The organism is Gemella sp. oral taxon 928 (genome assembly GCF_001553915.1).
GTDB classification, from domain to species: domain Bacteria; phylum Bacillota; class Bacilli; order Staphylococcales; family Gemellaceae; genus Gemella; species Gemella massiliensis.
Map to the genome: position 1 here is coordinate 243,069 of NZ_CP014233.1, position 20,335 is coordinate 263,403.

General features: G+C 27.8%; 16 protein-coding genes. 12 read left to right on the plus strand and 4 right to left on the minus strand.

All coding sequences use genetic code 11. The features are described from left to right. Window positions 1–62 precede the first annotated feature (62 nt). Complete coding sequence (locus tag AXE85_RS01080; RefSeq protein WP_062172198.1) at window positions 63–1,472, plus strand: oligosaccharide flippase family protein; 1,410 nt, start codon at window positions 63–65, stop codon at window positions 1,470–1,472. 314 nt (window positions 1,473–1,786) lie between these two features. Here the strand turns inward: AXE85_RS01080 and AXE85_RS01085 are convergent, their stop codons facing one another. Both AXE85_RS01085 and AXE85_RS01090 read right to left on the minus strand, forming a co-directional pair. Continuing rightward, window positions 1,787–2,809 carry a ribitol-5-phosphate dehydrogenase gene (locus AXE85_RS01085; RefSeq protein WP_062172199.1) on the minus strand — a complete coding sequence of 341 codons (1,023 nt, stop codon included), beginning with the start codon at window positions 2,807–2,809 and terminating at the stop codon, window positions 1,787–1,789. A 1-nt stretch (window position 2,810) separates the two neighbouring features. After that, window positions 2,811–3,518, minus strand: coding sequence for an IspD/TarI family cytidylyltransferase (locus AXE85_RS01090; RefSeq protein ID WP_062172201.1), 708 nt, complete (start codon window positions 3,516–3,518; stop codon window positions 2,811–2,813). A gap of 197 nt (window positions 3,519–3,715) precedes the next feature. Between AXE85_RS01090 and AXE85_RS01095 the strand changes: the two genes are divergently transcribed. The 8 genes from AXE85_RS01095 to AXE85_RS01130 all read left to right on the plus strand — a co-directional run bounded on the left by AXE85_RS01095 (window position 3,716) and on the right by AXE85_RS01130 (window position 13,261). Beyond that, window positions 3,716–4,399, plus strand: coding sequence for a sugar transferase (locus AXE85_RS01095; protein WP_062172203.1), 684 nt, complete (start codon window positions 3,716–3,718; stop codon window positions 4,397–4,399). A 486-nt stretch (window positions 4,400–4,885) separates the two neighbouring features. Next, complete coding sequence (locus tag AXE85_RS01100; protein WP_062172205.1) at window positions 4,886–6,103, plus strand: DegT/DnrJ/EryC1/StrS family aminotransferase; 1,218 nt, start codon at window positions 4,886–4,888, stop codon at window positions 6,101–6,103. Beyond that, window positions 6,096–6,932 carry a LicD family protein gene (locus tag AXE85_RS01105; RefSeq protein ID WP_062172207.1) on the plus strand — a complete coding sequence of 279 codons (837 nt, stop codon included), beginning with the start codon at window positions 6,096–6,098 and terminating at the stop codon, window positions 6,930–6,932. Before AXE85_RS01100 ends, AXE85_RS01105 begins: the two co-directional genes overlap by 8 nt. Beyond that, window positions 6,922–7,884, plus strand: coding sequence for a glycosyltransferase family 2 protein (locus AXE85_RS01110; protein ID WP_062172208.1), 963 nt, complete (start codon window positions 6,922–6,924; stop codon window positions 7,882–7,884). The genes AXE85_RS01105 and AXE85_RS01110 overlap by 11 nt, the downstream gene beginning before the upstream one ends. A gap of 9 nt (window positions 7,885–7,893) precedes the next feature. Continuing rightward, complete coding sequence (locus AXE85_RS01115; protein WP_062172211.1) at window positions 7,894–10,044, plus strand: LicD family protein; 2,151 nt, start codon at window positions 7,894–7,896, stop codon at window positions 10,042–10,044. Further along, window positions 10,044–10,760 (plus strand): LicD family protein, encoded by a 717-nt coding sequence (locus tag AXE85_RS01120; protein ID WP_062172213.1) that lies wholly within the window; start codon window positions 10,044–10,046, stop codon window positions 10,758–10,760. Before AXE85_RS01115 ends, AXE85_RS01120 begins: the two co-directional genes overlap by 1 nt. A 60-nt stretch (window positions 10,761–10,820) precedes the next feature. Continuing rightward, window positions 10,821–11,741, plus strand: coding sequence for an acyltransferase family protein (locus AXE85_RS01125; RefSeq protein ID WP_231723788.1), 921 nt, complete (start codon window positions 10,821–10,823; stop codon window positions 11,739–11,741). A 161-nt stretch (window positions 11,742–11,902) separates the two neighbouring features. Continuing rightward, window positions 11,903–13,261 (plus strand): ISL3 family transposase, encoded by a 1,359-nt coding sequence (locus AXE85_RS01130; RefSeq protein ID WP_062172215.1) that lies wholly within the window; start codon window positions 11,903–11,905, stop codon window positions 13,259–13,261. A gap of 253 nt (window positions 13,262–13,514) precedes the next feature. On the opposite strand, the gene AXE85_RS01135 is transcribed toward AXE85_RS01130, so the two are convergent. After that, window positions 13,515–14,927: a ComEC/Rec2 family competence protein gene (locus AXE85_RS01135; protein WP_231723789.1), complete on the minus strand. Its 1,413-nt coding sequence runs from the start codon at window positions 14,925–14,927 to the stop codon at window positions 13,515–13,517. An 11-nt stretch (window positions 14,928–14,938) separates the two neighbouring features. Then, window positions 14,939–16,411: an oligosaccharide flippase family protein gene (locus AXE85_RS01140; protein ID WP_062172217.1), complete on the minus strand. Its 1,473-nt coding sequence runs from the start codon at window positions 16,409–16,411 to the stop codon at window positions 14,939–14,941. 188 nt (window positions 16,412–16,599) lie between these two features. Here AXE85_RS01140 and AXE85_RS08810 point away from each other — a divergent pair, with 188 nt between their 5' ends. The 3 genes from AXE85_RS08810 to AXE85_RS01160 all read left to right on the plus strand — a co-directional run bounded on the left by AXE85_RS08810 (window position 16,600) and on the right by AXE85_RS01160 (window position 20,333). Further along, window positions 16,600–16,722, plus strand: coding sequence for a hypothetical protein (locus AXE85_RS08810; RefSeq protein ID WP_256386960.1), 123 nt, complete (start codon window positions 16,600–16,602; stop codon window positions 16,720–16,722). Between the two features lie 1,016 nt (window positions 16,723–17,738). Next, window positions 17,739–19,097: a hypothetical protein gene (locus tag AXE85_RS01150; RefSeq protein ID WP_062172221.1), complete on the plus strand. Its 1,359-nt coding sequence runs from the start codon at window positions 17,739–17,741 to the stop codon at window positions 19,095–19,097. Window positions 19,098–19,334: 237 nt separating this feature from the next. Then, the gene (locus tag AXE85_RS01160) at window positions 19,335–20,333 is read left to right on the plus strand and encodes an acyltransferase family protein (protein ID WP_062172225.1); all 999 of its coding nucleotides are present in this window, start codon (window positions 19,335–19,337) and stop codon (window positions 20,331–20,333) included. The last annotated feature ends 2 nt before the right edge of the window (window positions 20,334–20,335 follow it).

Consider the following 20,335-nt stretch of genomic DNA (forward strand, 5'->3'; position numbering starts at 1 on the left):
ATTTTGTATAAAACAAATAATTTCAATAAAAAGTTACGAAAATTTTGAAAAGGGGACTTATTGTGAAACTCTTAAAAAATTATTTATACAATGTATCATACCAATTATTAAATATTATATTGCCAATTATAACGGTACCTTATGTAACACGTGTTTTTACAAGCGAAAATTTGGGGAATTACGGTTTTTATAATTCTATTGTCAGCTATTTTGTTTTACTGGCTAATCTGGGAATAAATATTTACGGTACAAAGCAGATAGCTTCATCAACCAACGTAAACAAAACATTTTGGAATATTTATGCTATTCAGGTAACAACAAGTATAGTATCAATTTTATTGTATTGTGGAGCACTTAACTTAGTTCCGACGATGAATAATAAAATAGCTGTTTTGTTAGTTATTAGTTTGTTTTCAAAACTTTTAGATATATCTTGGTTATTTACCGGCAGAGAAGATTTTAAAAGAATCACAATAAGAAATGCGAGTGTAAGATTACTCGGGGTTATTAGTATTTTTCTATTTATTAAAAATGAAAATCAGATTTACCTTTATGTTTTTATTCTAGTTATTTTTGATTTTTTAGGGCAATTAATAATGTGGTTTCCTGCTAGAGAGTATATAAGAAAACCTGAATTTAGATGGGACGGCATAAAGAAAAATATTAAACCTACAATATTACTATTTTTACCACAGATTGCAATTTCATTGTATGTTGTTATGGATAGAACGTTACTGGGAATATTTGGGTCTTTTTATGATGTCGGTATTTATGACCAAAGTCAAAAATTAATAAGTATCTTGCTTACGATTGTCAGTTCGTTAGGGGCTGTGATGTTGCCGAGAGTTGCTAATTTGTTAGCTGAAAAAAAAGAAAAAGAAGCTCTACAAATGGTTGAATTTTCTTTTTTGGTTTATAATGTAATAATTTTTCCTATGATTTTTGGGTTGATGGTTATTAATGAATTGTTCGTTAATTTATTTTTAGGGGAGAATTTTGGAAATGTAAAATACAGTTTATATATTATTTCTTTTAATATTTTATTTATAGGTTGGACTAATATTTTAGGATATCAAGTGCTTGTTGTTAGAAATAAAAATAAGGAATTTATGTTGTCTACAACTATACCGGCGATTGTCAGTATTTTAATAAATATCGCATTAATTCCTTTATTGGGGTACATCGGTGCTTCAATAACATCGGTTATTGTAGAATTTTTAGTATTTATCTTACAATGGAATTACAGTAGAAAAATAGTAGATATTCGTATCATTTTTAATAACAAATTTATTAAAATATTGTTTTCTACAATAATAATGTTTATTGTAATAGAATTATTAAAAGTATTGGTTGGATTATCTAATATAATAGGATTAGTAATGTATATTTTAGTAGGTGGAATGGTATACATCAGCTTAATTTTATATTTAAAAGTTATAGATATAAAGGAATTAAGAGAGATGATAAAATAAGTTGATTGGTTAAATTAATGAGTTTTATACCAAATGGCTAGTTTTATTTTAAAATATTTTTTATCTTTTTTCACGAAAATTATGGGGAAAACGGTTTTATGTAAAATATAAATAATATTGAGAATGAAAGGGTACTAGTTTCCAAAACTTATCCAAGTTTTGGAAACTAGTACCTTCGATGTTTAGTATTTGACATAGAGCATATTACCTTATTTGATTATTTATTAAAAAATTTTATAGTATAATTTACAGGAAGTATTTCTTCAACAATTTAGATATTTTTTCTTGTATTAATTATTTCGCTCATATCTTTACTATATATCCCATTTAAACACTGTTTTAAAAGCATTGTTTAAGTCGCTTGCAAATATTTTATGAATATCACCGATATTTTTTACAGATTGTTCTAAGTAGATAATGTTTTTAAATCTACGTTCAAATTTTTTATCTTCAAGCATCGCTATTGCTTTTTCAAAATCACTTCGTCCGGAACGTGATGAACCGATTAAGGTTAGACCTTTCTCAAGGATATCACGTGTATTTATGCTTACATGATATTCACTAACTCCCATTAAGACAAGACTACCTTGCGGTTTAATATATTTAATAATATCATTAATAGCATATCCGCTTCCATCTCCACCACAGCACTCAAATCCATGATCAAATGTAAGATCAGCAGGAATATCATCTGTTAAATATGTTTCCTTGGCAAACGAGAATAGCTCTAATTTTTCCCAGTGTCTTCCTATCACAATAATTTGCGTTTCCGGTAATGTGTAGTTTACAATATTTGCCATAACAAACGCAAGACTACCGTCACCAATTATCGCAATACGTTCTTTTTTACTGTGTGAATCTTTCAAAAAACGTTCCATAGCGTGCATTCCGACACTTATAAATTCAGTTATTGCGGCAACACTATCATCAACTGTGTTATAAGGTACTACTCTATCTGCAGGTAAAGCAATAAATTCACGCATAAAGCCATCAAATCCGCTGGATAAAAAGTGAGTCCCCGGCATATAATTTTCATACATTTCTTCATCACTTGCACGAGGCGGTTGATTTGGTATCATTACAACGTGTTGTCCTACTTTATATGTTCCGGTCGGATCTGCAATAACTACACCGCAGCATTCATGAATAAGTGCCATTGGCAACTTCTTGGCAAGTATCTTAGGATCACGCTTACCTTGATAATAACGTTGATCGGCATGGCACACAGCCATATAATTCGGGCGAATAATAACTTTATCTCCGTTGGATAAATCTTCTTCCTTATATTTAACATTAATAAATTTCGGTTTTATTAGTTGGTATATATGATTAATCATTTTACTCGTCCTCTAACATCCCTTTAGCTATTTTCAAATCCGTTACCGTTGTTATTTTAATATTCGAATATTCTCCTTTAGCTAAAGCAACTTTTTTCCCTTTGATAACAAAAATTTTACAAGCATCTGTAAGCACTGATTTTTCTTCCGCACTCAACGAATCATATAATGATAGAAAATCTTTACAACGAAAACTTTGAGGAGTTTGCCCTTGATAATAATGTGCTCTATTGGGAATAGTTGTAATATAATTCCCGTTTGTACTTTCTACAATCGTATCCACCGCTTCCACAACCGTATCTACCGCTTCGTTTTCTTTTGCCAGTCGGATATTATCTCTTATAACACGTAATGTAATAAACGGGCGTACAGAATCGTGCGTTATGACAATATCATCATCTTCTAACTTTTTATAATCGTTAATAGATTCAATTATTTTTTTTATTGTTGTATTTCTATCACTACCTCCTGCGGTAATAATTATTTTTCCACGGAATGTAGGTAAATATTTATCAATCAAATCCTCTGCATGACTAACCCAGTCCTCATGTACCCCAACAACAATTCGTTCAATTTCAGGTTCAAGAACGAATTTTTCTATCGTATGAATAATAATAGGTTTATTCCCTAAATCAAGAAATTGTTTAGGCATATTACTTATGCCCATGCGAGTTCCTGTCCCGCCTGCTAATATTCCAGCATATATCATATATATTCTCCTTAAATATTCTCATTTTTTACTTAATTAATACCATTATAACATAAAACGTTATATTTTTACCATATCTTATCAGTTTTGTATTTGCTTATTTTTAACCGTATAGTACATGATCTTAACATTTTCATAACACATGATAGAATATTTATGGTATAATAAATAGAAATAATTTTGTAGTAAGGTGCGAAATGAGTAGTATTGATAAACGATTTGAAACTGAAATAGTAGATAGATATAAAAAAATAATAGAACAACGCAAAATGTCGTTGTATTTGAAGTTGTTTTTTGACAAGTTGTTGGCATTATTTTTGTTAATAATACTGTCACCGGTAATATTATTTTTAGCATTATGGATAAAAGTAGATAGTAAGGGACCTATTTTTTATAGACAGGAACGAATTACGATTTACGGTCGACCGTTTAAAATTTTCAAATTTAGAACGATGGTGCAAGATGCCGACAAAATCGGTTCAGCCGTTACCCTTCAAGATGATCCACGTATTAGTAGAGCGGGCAGAAAACTACGTAAGTTGCGACTTGATGAATTGCCACAGCTTATTAACGTTCTTATAGGTGATATGAGTTTTGTAGGTGTCCGACCGGAGGTTGCGAAATATGTTGATAAATATACCGATGAGATGAATGCAACACTTTTGCTTCCGGCGGGTATTACTTCCCCTGCCAGTATTGAATATAAAGATGAAGATGATGTGATTGCACGATATAAGGATAGTGATTTATCCATTGATGATATCTATATGGAAAAAGTATTACCGGAGAAAATGAAATATAATCTACAATATATTAAAGAATTCAGTATTTTAAATGATATTAAAATTATGATAAAAACTGTGGTTGTAGTATTAAGATAACTACTAATAACAGTTAAGAAAATGCAAAATGTGAATAGAAATAGTTCTGTATCTATTGAGTGATATGGAGCTTATTTTTGTTATGTAGGTAAAATTATATATTTATATACAAAATATTATTTGTTGCTAATTCTATAGTAGTGGTAACCTTAAGAAATCAACCACAAAGGATAGAAACGAGCCTAATAGCAATGTTTGTAAAATAATATATACTTTGATTTTCATATAAAACCTATAATTGATTATTATGTTGTAATTTGATATAATCAAGAGTATAAAAATGTAGAATTACAGTAATTAAAAAAAGCGTTCTGCTGGTTTAAAATAGTAATACAATATTTGATTAAAGCGGTTTTAAGCAGTATATTTTGTATTATTAAAACGGACAATGAGTAGAAATTAGAAGAGTATTTTAAGAAAATAATTACAGTAATAAAAGTAATAATGGTATTAGTGATACTTACTATGTAACTAAGGAGAACAATAATGAAACGATACAATATTCCATTTTCTCCGCCGGATATTAGCGAAGAAGAAATTAACGAAGTAATTGACACTTTAAAGTCAGGTTGGATTACAACAGGACCGAAAACAAAAGAATTGGAGCGTAGATTGTCAGAATTTACCGATACACCGAAAACGGTTTGTTTTAATTCTGCAACGGCTGCTCTTGAATTGGCATTGCGTGTGTTAGGTATCGGTAAAGGGGACGAGGTAATTGTTCCGGCAATGACTTATACTGCATCATGTAGTGTTATTTATCATGTTGGCGCGAAAGCTGTTATTGTTGATATTCAAAAAAATGGTCATGAGATGGATTATGATAAATTGGAGAAAGCCATTACATCTAAAACAAAAGCCATTATTCCGGTGGATTTAGCCGGAATACCTTGCAATTATGAACGTATATTCAGCATTGTAGATAGTAAAAAAGATTTGTTTAAACCGAATGGAAAATATCAAGAAAAGCTAGGGCGAGTGGCTGTTGTTGCTGATGCGGCACATGCGTTAGGAAGTGTGTACAAGGGGCAAAAAATTGGTAGTGTTGCCGATTTTAGCACATTCTCGTTTCATGCGGTAAAAAACTTTACTACAGCGGAAGGTGGTAGTGTTACGTGGAGAAATAATCCGGTATTTGATAATGATGAGTTATATAAAGAGTTTCAAATTTTATCATTGCACGGTCAAACAAAAGATGCTTTGTCTAAAATGAAAGCAGGGTCTTGGGAGTATGATATTATATTACCTGGTTATAAATGTAATTTAACTGATTTGGCGGCATCAATAGGCCTTGTACAGCTAAAACGCTATCCGGATCTGTTGAAGCGAAGAAAAGAAATAGTTGAAAAATATGATACAGCTTTTAGAGGTACACGCATAGTACCGTTAGTGCATAAAACGGAGAATTTTGAATCATGTAGGCATCTTTACATTACTCATATAAAAGGTGCAACGTTTGAACAACGAGGTAAAATTATAGAAAAAATGGCAGAGATTGGCGTTAGCTGTAATGTTCATTATAAGCCTTTACCATTATTAACAGCGTATCATAACCTCGGTTTTGATATAAAAAATTATCCAAATGCGTATGCTTATTACGAAAACGAGATTACTTTGCCACTTCATACATGCTTAAGTGACAGTGATATTGATGTAATAATAGATAAATTTAAACGAATTGTAACGGAGGTTGTGGGTGAGTAATTTACAGGAAATTCAAAATAGAAGTTTAGAAATGGCTGAGTATTTTGTAGAATTTTGTAATGAACATGGCTTACTATGTTACTTGTGTGGCGGTGGTGCGATTGGTACTTTAAGGCATAAAGGGTTTATTCCGTGGGATGATGATTTAGATTTTTTTATGCCTCGTGAAGATTACGAAAAATTACAGGTGTTGTGGCAGAAGTATGCTGATAAAAGATATTTTTTGTCAAAAAGTAATAGAGATTTTGTTGATAGGAATTTATTTATTACTATTCGTGATACTCAAACTACATGTATTAAACCTTACCAACAGGATTTAAATATGCCGCACGGTTTAGCGTTAGATGTGCTGCCGCTTGATTACTATCCTAAAGATAGCACAAGTAGAAAAAAACAAGTGCGTTGGGCGTTAATATACTCGCTGTTTTGTGCTCAAACTATTCCAACAAATCATGGGAAATTAATGCAAATAGGAAGTACAGTTTTATTAGGTATTACTCCGAAAACTTTACGTTATAAAATTTGGAAAAAAGCGGAACATGAGATGACGAAATACACTAGAGCAGAAAGCGATGGTATAACAGAACTTTGTTCAGGACCGGGATATATGAAAAAAAAATATCCGTTGGATGCTTTTGACGAAAGTATATTTATGCCGTTCGAACAGACAAAAATGCCGATTCCTAAAGGTTATGATGTATATTTAAAAACAGCCTTCGGTGATTATATGACTCCACCGCCGAAAGAAAAACAAGTCCCTCATCATGATGCTCTTGTAACGGATATGGAGAAAAGTTACTTAGAATACGGAGGAGAATATGGGAGATAAGATTAGTGTCATTGTTCCAGTGTACAATGTAGAGCAATATTTAGAACGTTGCGTTGATTCTATTATTAATCAAACATATAAAAATCTTGAAATTATTTTAGTAGATGATGGTTCCACTGATAATAGTGGAAAGCTTTGTGACGAACTAGTTCAAAAAGATGACAGAATTAGGGTAATTCACAAGGAAAATGGTGGACTTTCCTCTGCGCGAAATCGTGGAATAGAAGAAGCTACTTCGGATTTAATAGGGTTCATAGATAGCGACGATTATATTGATAAAGATATGTATGAACTCTTGCTAAATAACCTGAAAAAAGAAGAAGCGGATATCTCTATGTGCGGACATTATGATGTGTTTAGCGGTGTTGTAGAAAATCAAGTTACAAAAATACAGCAGTGGAAATTAACTAAAGAGGAAGCTATAAAAATGGTAATGGAAGCAAAAATTCTTTCAGTTACGGCTGTTAATAAATTATATAAAAAGATCTTATTTGAAGATTTAAAATTTGAAATTGGAAAAATAGCAGAAGACGCGTTTATAATGGTGAAACTTCTAGATAAGTGCAACATAATAGCAGCAACAAATGAAAAAAAATACTACTATATTCACAGAGGAAATAGCATTACTACACAAAAATTTTCTCCAAAATTTTTAAATGTAATAGAAGCATATGAGCAAAATTACGATATTATTAAAAATAACTATCCGAATTTGTTAAATGTAGCTATAACTAGGCTGAATTGGGCGTATTTTTATGTTCTAGATAGATTATTAGTAGATAAAGATTATACAGATAAAGAATTAGAAAATAAATTAATAAATTATTTAAAAACAAATAGAAAAAATATATTAGAGGATAAATTGTTTACTAGGGGAAGAAAAATAGGTTTTGTTTTCTTACTAATTCATAAGAATTTGTATAAAAAAATACTTAAAAGAAAAACAAATTAGGAGATAATCATGATAAAACTAATAGATAAAAATTACTTCAAAATAAATCTTTTGTTTATAGTAACAATTTCTGTGTATTGTATGTGTGGTTTGATTGTACCACTGCAATTTATTTCAGCAAATAAAATAATTACAGCCTCTATGACTTTGTTAGGAGTACTAATAGCGACATTTAATTTATGTACAAAAAAAATATTTTTTAATGTGAAAAATATAGAATATTTAATACTATTTTTTATTTTGAATATAGTAACTTGTTTATTTGTAATAAGAGAAGGGTATGTAGCTAATGTGAAAAACATGGTAGTTTTTTATATATACTTTTTCGCAATATATCCTATATTTAAAGTTATTTCTAGAGAAAACAGTATAAAATTATATAATGTATTCTTTATTATAATTTCATTTATAAATACTGTAGGTGTAGTTATATCACTAGTTCAATTTTTGATGATAAAAGGCTACAGGGTTCATGACTACAAAGGCTTGCTAATAAGACAAGGTTTTATGGAATCAAGGTTATTTGGTATCCTAGCAAGTCCTAATTACTTGTCTATAGTTTCGTTAATAGTAATTATATACTTAGGAAGTATCTTGTTAAAAGTGACTAAAAATTATAAGATAATTATACTAGTAACTATCTTCTTCAATTTTACATATGTAGTTCTTTCAGGGGCAAGAACAACACTATTGAGTTTAATGATAGTGACAGTTGTATATTCAATTATTAAATTTTTTGATAGAAAATATTATAAAGGTGTATTAAAAATATTCTTAGCGATAGTTGTGGTACTTTTTAGCTATAAGGCTATTAATTTTTCTAGTGATCAGTATCTAAAACATTACAGCAATGAATTTAAGCAGACAGAAGAAAAAGATAAAAAAGATTTAACACTAGAACGAACGGATACTAGTGAAGAAAATATTTCTAACAATAGATTTGCAATCTGGAAGTCAACTTTACAGTTTGTACCCAAAAAACCATTATTAGGGTATTCTTCAGGAAATTGGTATGAAGTAGCAAAAAAACAAGATAAAGATGCTTATATAGTAAGAGAACATTATTTAACTCATAATGGATATTTAGAGATATTATTTTATAATGGTCTCTTAGGATTTTTATCAATAGCTGTATTTTTTGTTTCATTTTTGAGAAGTATGTTAAAAAATACTATAGAAAAAAAAGGGAATGGTATAGAGAATAAGCCCTTACAGCAAGTCTTATTGACAGCCATAGTAATATTAGTTTCTAACTTGTTTTTGAGTTCTACATTTTATGGAATTTCTCTTTTAGGAATAATATTATTCTTAGCGGTAGGTTATTATTTTAATATTATTTTGGTAGACAAAGAAGAGTATGTAGAATTAAATGAAACTCAGTTAAAAGAAGTAGAATTAGGAGTGATGGACTATATTCACAATATTTGTAAAAAAGAAGAAATTAAATATACTTTAGCTTATGGAACTTTACTAGGTGCTGTAAGACATAAAGGATTTATTCCTTGGGATGATGATATAGATATATCTTTAACAAGAAAAGAATATGATAGATTATATGAAGCTATAGTAAAAGATGAGAATACCCAATATGGAGTAGTCTCATATAAAAACAACAAAAAATATCCATATCCATTTTATAGAGTATATGATAAAACAACATACTATGAAAACAATTATATAAATAATGATTTAAAATTAGGGATTTGTGTGGACATTTTTCCTTTTGATGCATATAATGATGTAAACAAAGAGATGACGAAATTAGATATATATAGACAGTTATCAGTTTATACAATGTATGGCGTGACTAATAAAAAAAATGGTTTAAAAAATATATTTCGTTATTTGTTAGTTTTAGGATTTAGAATATTTTCTGTAAGAAAATGGAATGAAAAAATGAATAACTTAGCTTCTACTGGTAGTAATGAAGAGTATATAGATTATCTTATGGAAAAAAAATCAAAAAATACTAAAATTAGAAAAAATGCATTAGATAATACGATAAAAGTCAAGTTTGAGGATAGAGAATATTATATTTCGAAAGAGTATAATCATATACTTAGCACTATATATGGAAAAAACTATATGGAAATTCCTAAGGAAGAAGATAGAATAAAACATGATAATTTTAAAGCATATAAAAAAGGTGGGAATATCTAGTGTTACAGTGGTTAAAAAGAAGTTTGGCTAGTTTTTTAGGTGATAAAAAAGACATAGTTAAAAATTTTCCTATTATAAAATCTTTGAATAAAAAAGCAAATATAGAATTAGATACCAAAAGAAGTGAGTTATTAAGTGATAATTTCGTAGAGATTTTGGACGTAGTTTATTCTTCTAAATTAAAAGATTATTCATTATGGTTAGATTTTGGGACATTGTTAGGGTATTATAGAGAAAATGATTTTATAAGCCATGATTTAGATATGGATTTTGGTATTTTAATACCAAACTTAGAAGAATTTTATAAAATAGAAAAAACATTACTTCAAAAAGGGCTTGCAAAAACTAAAGAATTTTACTATGATGAAAAATTAGTAGAATTATCATACGATTATAAAGGGTTAAATGTTGATTTTATAGTTTATGAACGGCAAGGAAACAGCTTAAATTCAAAAACTATCTTTTATATGAAAAATTCCTTAGGTAAACCGACTCGTCTAGAAGTTTATGACTACAGTCTACCTTTTTCAGAGTTAAAAAAAGTTGATTTTAAAGGGATAGATATAAAAGTTCCAGATAATGCGAAAGAATATCTTTCAGCTTTATATGGGAAAGATTTTGAAATTCCTAATACAAATTATAATTGGAAAGGAAACCCAATTTATAAAAAAATTGATGCAAATAATGCGTCAGTTGTATTAAAAAATAGAAAGTAAATTATTGGGAGATAGATTTATGAAGCAAAGAGTAGCTTTGTGGGATAACTTGTCACATGTGTGATAATTGGACATTTTGCAGATCAGTTTACTGATGTATCTCGAATTTATGATAGTATATTTTTGTTTATTTATTCATTTCATATTCCATTATTTATATTTATATCAGGATATTTTTATAAGAATAAAAATATCACAGGAAAAGCTATATTTTTTATAAGTATTGGTTTTGCATATAAGATATGTTCAGCTATTATAGAAAGGTTTTTAGGTACTATAAATGTAGAATTTAATCTTTTATGGGATGGAGGTATCTCATGGTTTATGTTTGCGATAGCGGTATATCTAATAACAACGAAAGTATTAGAAAATCAAAATATTAAATTTATATTTGTGTTTTCTATTCTTTTAGCATTATTTGTTGGATATGATCAATCTATAGGTGATTTTTTATATTTGTCAAGAATAATAGTATTCTTTCCTTTTTATTTGATTGGTGTACTTCTAAAAAAATTTGATATAGTAGAGTTTAGGAAAAACAATAATCAGTATATAATTTTGGGGATAATTATTTTAGCTGTATGGTTAGGTATATGCTTTTTTAAAGTTGATACATTCTATGGATTGAGATATCTATTTACAGGAAGAAATTCATATTTTCCAAAAATTATGAGTATTGCTCCTATTATTAGATTAGGATGTTATGTAGTGTCTTTTATTGTAGGAGCTGCGATTGTAATGGTAATACCTAATAATAAAATTCCAATTATCAGTGATATGGGGAGAAACTCAATAAATGTTTATTTTTGGCATATGAATGTATATTATATTTTAAATAAATTGTTTAGAGTTTTGAACTTGTTTTTCTATGGAATACAAGGGAAGTTTGCATTTTTACTATTAGCTATCATAATTAGTTTATTATTGTCTTTAAATGCATTTAGTTTTCCTATAAAACAAATTAGAAAATTTGTTTTATAAGAAAAAAACATCGTGGTTATTAAAATGGCTCAACAAAAAAACGGACTGATGAAAAAATCAAGTCCGATTTTTTTATGACAAATTCACAAAAAAATATAGAAAAAAACGTAAATATCCGTTATAATTTAATCGTCTAAAACTAAAGAAAGGATACTTACGTCATGAATAATTATAATACAGATTTAAAAATATTACTAGGGGTTAATGATAATAATATAAAAATTACAGGAGTAGAAGATGTAAAATGTACGAAACAATCAACACAACTACTTCCTAAGATACTATTCAAAATAGTTCACGCAAAGGTAGAATATCCTCAACCTAAATGTAATAACTGCGGAGTAAAAGGTTGTGCAAAAGTTTTAAAAAATGGTAGTAAACTCTCACGTATAAAACTTCAAAAATGCCGAGGAAAAGCTACCTATCTACACTTAACCAAACAACGATACTACTGTAAAAACTGCAATAAATACACAACAGCTAAAACAACCGTTACCGAAGGAAAATGTACTATCTCCCTTGAATTAAAACGAGAAGTTATATCTAGATTAACACTGGAATCATCACGTAAATCAATAGCTAGAGAATGTAAAATTAGTGATACAACGGTATATAATATCCAAAAAGAACTATGTAACTCTTTATCTAAAAGACCATCTACCAGATTACCGGAATATCTTTGTTTCGATGAATTTAGAGCGACTAAAGATGTAGAAGGACACCTCAGCTTTATATATTGCGATGCTTTAAACCATAAGGTTATAGATATTCTTACAAACAACAGAAAGTCAACTATAATAGATCATTTTAAAAAGAGATATACATTTAAAGATAGATTAAATGTAAAAATGGTCTGTATGGATATGAACGCCGGATATATGGCTATGGTAAAAGTATTGTTCCCTAATGCATCTGTAATTATTGATAGGTTCCATATTATTCAAGCTTTTAATAACACTTTAAATAACTTAAGAACACGTGTTATGAGAAGATTTAAAGATAATGATAACGATAGAATATATAAGCAATTTAAAAGATATTGGAAGTTATTATTGAAAAGAGAAGATGATGTGCCTAGTGATGATTATGGAAGAAAATATCATTTTAAACAATGGATTACAAGTAGAAAAATAGTAGAACACCTTATTAAACAAGATAATGAGTTAAAAGAAGCATACTATACTGTACAAATGCTTTTAGATGCATATGATACTCATGACTTTACAGGATTTTTTGATGTTATTAATTTAAGTAAAACTACTATCGCTGAGGAATTTTCAGCTACTTTTAAAACTTTTATTAAAAACAAAAAGTATATAGAAAATGCTTTAAGATATAATTTATCTAACGGTCCAATAGAGGGAATTATTAATAAGGTGAAAAATATTAAACGCACTAGCTATGGATATAGAAACTTCTTCAGTTTAAAAGCTAGAGTATTAATAATATTTAACTTAGGCTACTCTAATACTGATAGAATCAATAAAGATGTAATAGATTACAGTATTAATATTGCTTAATTAGGTACACGAAATTATTCTAAGTTTGTATTACTTTATTGACTGTCTGCTTATTATTATTTAAAATAAATACTATGTATTAAATCTATATAATAAAATTTCTCTTTTTCTCCTCTTTTTTAAAAAAAAGAGGAATATAAGTTCAAAACTCTTATTCCTCTTCATCAGTCTTATATTTTGTAGACCCATTAAAATCACGATGTTTTCTTTTTAATTGTTACTAAATAAAAAATGTATCCAACAAGAATTAAAATTAATATAATAAGTGGGTAATTTCTGTAATCAGAGAAACTAATTTTTCCCTCGTTATTTGTGTGAATAAAGCCCACCCATCGATTTTTACTAAGGTTACCATCTTTTTCAAAATGATAAAAGTTTTCCCATTCATTTTTGGCATTATCCCATTTTTTTTGAAGTATTTTAGAGAAGAATCAATTTTTTTCCAACTATCTGATAACACACCTGTGTTTTTATCAATATAATATGTATTACCGTTATCCTCTAAAATTCCATTATGTAAGGTTCCGTTTTCATTAAAATAAAAATATTTTCCGTCTATAGACTCCCATCCTACTGTAACTATTCCGTTGCCTTTTATATAGTACCAATTATCATTTTCTTGAAGCCATCCCTTTTCTGGATAGTTGTTATTCCAATTTTTAAATTTTAGAGTATTATTCTCGTTATAAAAGCCGTAGTGAGTGTATTGTGTAGATACATCGTTAATAGAGTTATTTTCAAAATCAAGAACAACGGCTTTAATATCACTACGACCAGCATTAATAATTTTGATATTTTTGTTATCAAGATATTTTTTATAATTTTCTTCGACTGGACGTATTCCGGTTTTGATAATATATTTTGGTCTTAGAGTGTCTATAAAATTTGTTGCATTAGATTTTGTTGTTTCGACATGATGATTAAATTTCATGACATCAACTTGTCCTATTAATGGGGCGTAGTAATCCTCTAATTTTAAGTCTGTGTTTTCTAAATCTCCACCTAAAAACACTTTAACATTATTTATATTTAAAACTGATAGAATAGAATTCAAATTATCATCATATACTTTTTTTAAGTTTCCGTCACTATCATATTCATTTTTATAATTTAATAAATTAATAGAAATATTTCCTAGTTTTATATGAGAATCTGAATCTTTTATATCCTGAATAATGTCTACATTAGTTTCTTTTGCAGCATTAAGTACTTTATCGTAAGAATATAAGTTATCCCATAGTCTCTCTTTATCTGAAATTCTTTCATCACTATATTTTTTTAAATAAATTTTGTCCGTAGGAATCGATTTTAAAATATCGGCAGCAGCCCCAGTGTGATCAGAATGCACATGAGTAAGAAGAATAAAGTCAAGTTTTTTAATTCCTAACTCCTTTATATGTGCAAACAATCTGTCTTCTGTTATTAGATTAGGATCTTTGGTTATTCCTTCGCGGACGGGATATTTAGGATTGTTTCCATCAGGATAACTGTAATCTTCTCCGGTATCAATCATTGCAAAATGGTCATCGCTTTCTAAAATTATAGCGTCTGACCAAGAAGAAACAGTTATTATGTGCACTCTATCTTTTGCATAGATTTGTTTAGAAAAAATTAACAAAAGAAAAAGTAGTGATAAAAAATATATACAGCGTTTAGTAAATTTCATATAAACTCCTTTTAACGTTGTATTTTATTTTTAGCTATACTTATAACATAGTTAAGTGTTTTATCTTTTGATATATATAATGCTATTAAGTAGTAAATACCAGAAATTACAACTACACAAATGATCATTAACAACATATTAAAGGTAATCGCATAAGAATTTATATTAAATATTGTTTTGCAAATAAAATATATAGGAATAAATCCTAGAGAAATTGCAGTATATTTAAAAACAGTGTTAAATAAAGTTTTTAAACTTATAAGTTTATGCTTAACAATAAATAAGATTTCTAATATCACAACAAAAAGTTCAGCAAGCATAGTCGTAGCTATATAGTATTCAGGTCTATATAAATGATTAAAGAAAAGTAGCGAGTTTAATAGTATATTAATTCCGCCTCCTATAAAGTAATAGGAGGTTAATCTGTTTTCGTAATTATTGATAAAAATAATCTGTTTTCCTAAAATTAGCTCGACAGCCCAAATTATAGTTCTTACGGCAAAAACACTAGTAACGATTCCAGCTTCTAAATACTTCTCTGAAGAATAGATGACAGTAGCATAAGTTCCTAAAATAGAAATCCCTATACTAGTAGGAATAATTAGAAAATAAAACAGTGCGCTACCTTGGTTAACTAGACTTTCGTATGCCTTATAGTCTTTTTTCCCTAAATAATACCCAAGACGAGGGAGACTAACATTAAGTGCCCCCCCGAGTACATTTGCTATTAGCATAACGATACTAGAAGCAATAGTATAATATGATATAAAATTCTCATCCTGGCCTTTAGTAATATACATTCTGTCGAGCAAAGTGTATAGCATATTTGCGTTTGCTAAAAGGAGCATAGTAGTTAATCCTTTAAAAGATGCAAGTAAATCACTTAAAGGTACTTTTACGAATCTTACTTCACGTTTTATCCAGATAAAACTTAAAAGATAATTTAGAATAGTTGTAGCACTCATAATAATAGTGTAAGGGATTATATCATCTGCTGTTTTTACAAAAACGAAGATTGAGACTAGCATAGCTATTCGTATAAACAGTGTTTTGTATAAAATAAATGTATAATTCTCATAAGCCTCGTTCATCCATTCTATATTTAAAAATTGGAAGAAAGCTTGAATGCCGAGTATATAATAAAGTATTTTCAAATTTTCGATCTCTGTACTATTAATAAATAAGAAATAACAAATAGTAGTTATTACAGATGTTAGTATTGATATATAAAATAATTTTGAAAAAATATAGTTTATTCTGTTTTTATCATCTTTTACTTTGCTTATAGAACGTATCCCGTAGTTATAAATTCCAAATGCGGCCAGAGGTATAACAAAGCTCACCCAAGTATTTGCAGTATTGAAATAACCATAGCTTGATTTGCTTAGAATACGTGTTAAATAAGGGTTTGTTATTAAAGGAAATACTATATTTAGCACATTAACCATTAAACTAGCTAATGCATTAATTTTAATATTTTTCATATTGTAATTCGTCCTTTTCGAAAGTTCTTTGACTATTATAACATATTTAGAAAGGAAAGTAGAAGTTATTTTATATTATCTTACATTTATTGTAATACTATAATATTTTATCTCATATAGTTTTACTTATAATTGATTTTGTATATTTATGTATAGTATAATTTTATTATAAATTGAGGAGGTTTTAGTTGAGAATTATGTTTAATATAGAAAAACGTATTATTAATCATATAGAAAAATATATTACTTATTATTTTGTTATTTTAATGAGCATATTGGGAATTATTATTAGATATATAGTTCTTTTGTAATTATAAGTATTCTTTTATTAATGAAAAGGAAGTTTATAAAATCGTTTATTGTATTAGGTGTGGCTTTTTCTTTTAAATTACAAACTATTTTTATTGTACCTTTATTTTCTTTTTAGTATTTTAGAAATAAAGACTTTAGTATTATTAAAATGATTAGTGTAATAATAGCAACAATGTATTTTCTAAGTTTACCTGGTTTGCTAATGGGAAGAAGTATTTTTTCAATATTTATAATATATATACAACAGTCAGGATATAGTTATTTATGGGCTAACTTTCCAAGTTTTTGGGCAATTATTTCTCCATCAACTTTAGAAACACATAGTTTATTCAAAAAAATTGCAATTATAATAGCGTTTATTATTTTAAGTTTAGGATTGTTTTATACTATTCATAAGAAAATTGAAATTAAAGGTGATATAGTATGTTATATTGCTATTTGGACAATATATACTTGTGTTCTTTTTTTACCAAACATGCATGATAGGTATTCCTATTTATTAGATGTATTTTTTATTATAAGTATTGCTGTTAACAGAAAGATGCTGTTTTTTAGCATAATACCTTTTTTAAGTTTAATAATACTATATGCATCATATTTATTCAAACATACTGTTATGGCGATTGAAATAATATCAATTTTCTATATTGTTAATTATATATTATATTCTTATCATTTATTCATTTTAAAATATAAATATGGGGATTTTTAAGTGTTTCTGCGTTAAACAATATGAATATTTTTTATATCTTAGTTTATTGTTTAAACTTCATGAGAAAAGTAGCAATAGTACTATTTTAAAAGGGTAGTAATTATTTAGTATTGTTACAGCATTATTTTCCTTGAAATTTTAAATAGGTTATCGTATAATACCAAGAAAGAAGTAGAACATTAGTTGTTTTAATGTGGAAGGAATGGAGATAAAATCTCGTATCCTAAACAGAAAGAATTTGGAGAAAATAAAAAAAGGAGTGTGGCACTTGTCCCTCCTTTTTAGGTATATAAGGAGATTATTGTGAAAAAATATTATAATATTTTGATGTTAATATTACCGATTTTAATAGTATATCTATATAGAATAAATTACAATTATCTATATCATGCTGTAGATGATGTGGCAATAAATTATTCTATATTAAACGGGGAGTATATGTTACTTCCTTATATCGGTATTGTACTAAGTTATTTATTAGTGATTATTCAAAGTATAATACCAGCTATAAATATTTATTTTATTTTTCTTATAGTAGCTTATAGTTTAAGTTTTTCTATTTTTTTATACTTGGTGAAAGAACATAAGAATAAGTATGCGTTATTTTCAGTTATTTTAATATTAGAAATTTTGATTTTAAAGTATTTTACATATTCTGTAGTGGCTTATTTATTGTCTTTGGCAGGCGTGCTCTTATTGTATAAAAATAAGCATACTTTACTGTCGTACGTTGTTATCTTTGTTGGATTCTCGCTCAGAATTCAGGTAATAACAAGTATTTTAATATTATTGATATCGATAATTCTTTATGAAACGATTGTAAAGAAGGAAAAAAGGAAAGTATTTTCCTTAGCGTTGATAATAATAGCGATTTTCTTATCGAATAAGATGGTTACTACTTCTAACCAGACAGTTTCGGAGTATTTATCATGGAATGATAAAAGTACGCAGATAAGAGATTATCCAGCTATAAATTATGAAGACTACGTAAAACAACTTCAAGAGATTAATATTTCTCAAAATGATCTGGATACTTATAATAGTTGGATATTTGCCGAGAAGAATGTCTTTAATGAAAATATGCTAAGTAATCTAGATAATATGCGCTCTATAAGTGAAAAGTATAACTTTTCTATAAGAGAAACCGCATTGGAATTATTCTCTAGTGAGTTAATAAAAGTGTTTATTTATTTTGTTATATTATTTTTAATATTTTTTAGAGTGAAAAATAGATATGGGTATTTATTAATTTTGACTCCAATATTATCTCTAATTGCATTAGTAATAAGACAAAGGTTAGTAGAGCGTGTTTATATACCGATAATATGTGTGGCAATTTTAGCCATTATATTATCTGGAGAAGATTTTTTTGAAAGAAAAAGATACAAAATTTTAAAAAATACTGAAGGTATTAGCTTTGGAATATTATGTTTTTTATTTTTATCTTATATAATTTCTTTTGGAAAAAATAACTTATATTGGTTTACTTACCAAAAACATCAGTTGAATCCTGAATACAATAATGTTTTGAAAAACAACAAGGAGAATTTATATATTTTCTTAGGGTATAGTAATATAATAAATAGTCAAGCCAATGTATCTAAAGTGTTTGTGGATAGAAATAATTTGTTTTCAAACTCTACTACGTTAGGAACGTGGTAGACATTTTCGCCAGAGTATTATACTAAACTAAATAAATTGAAAATAAATAATCCAGATAACTTATTATCGAGTTCATTAAATAATAATCAAATTAAATATGTTATACCTAATAATTCTTCATTTGAACAAAAAATTAAAACATTATTTAGAGAACATTATAATAAAGATGTAATTTTTGAAAAGCAAGACTTGATTAATGAAGAAGCGGCTATATACATTTTAAAGGAGAAGTAATTTATGCAAAAAACGAGAATTAAATATATAGATATGCTAAAGGCGTTAGCTATAATACTTGTTATCTTAGGGCATATGTCGTACACGCCCTCAAAAGTAAAATTGCTTTTATATATTTTTCATATGCCATTGTTTTTTTTCTTATCAGGATTGGTCTTTAGTGTAGAAAAATATAATACTTTTTGGAGTTTCTTTAAAAGAAAAGCAAAAACGATAGTTATACTGTTTTTCTTGTTAAATATTTCAGTATTTGCAGTGAAATCGATATTATTGCAACCAAATTTGATATTGAAGATAGATATTGTATACTTCATAAAATCTCTAGTACTAGCGGACAGAATGCATATTTATTATCAATTATGGTTTTTAAATGCTTTATTCGTATCAGAAATCATCAGCTATCTTATTGTGAAATATTGTAAAGTGTGGTACCAATGGCTAATGGTGGTGGTAGGGTTATTTTTATCGATATATGTAGGGAAAATAGCATACGCCAATGAATACTGGTTGATTTGGAGTATTGATTTAGCACCGTATGCTGTGCTATTCATATTATTAGGGTACTACGTGAAAAATAATATGAGAATTTTTAATAACGTTTTGAAAAAGAGATATTTTCTAATAGCTGTTTTAATAAGTATAGCATTAGGTGTAGTTAATAAGAGAGTAGACTTATACTATCAAGAGACAAACAATATAATATTATACTTTGTTGCCGCTGTTTTTGGTATTTGGGCATGTTTAATATTTTTTAAAAATATACCAGAGATTAACTTTATAGAAAAAATAGGACAAAATACATTAATATACTACGCCTATCATTCGCCGATAGTTTTGTATATTTTAGATATAATATTTGAACAACTGGCAGGTAGATACACTGGTATATTTATTAACAACTATGTAATTATGATGTTTGAAATTATTTGTGCTGTTGGGATTTGTGAATTAATAGCACTTATAATTAACAGAACTTTTCCAGTTTTGGTAGGGAGAAGATAAGT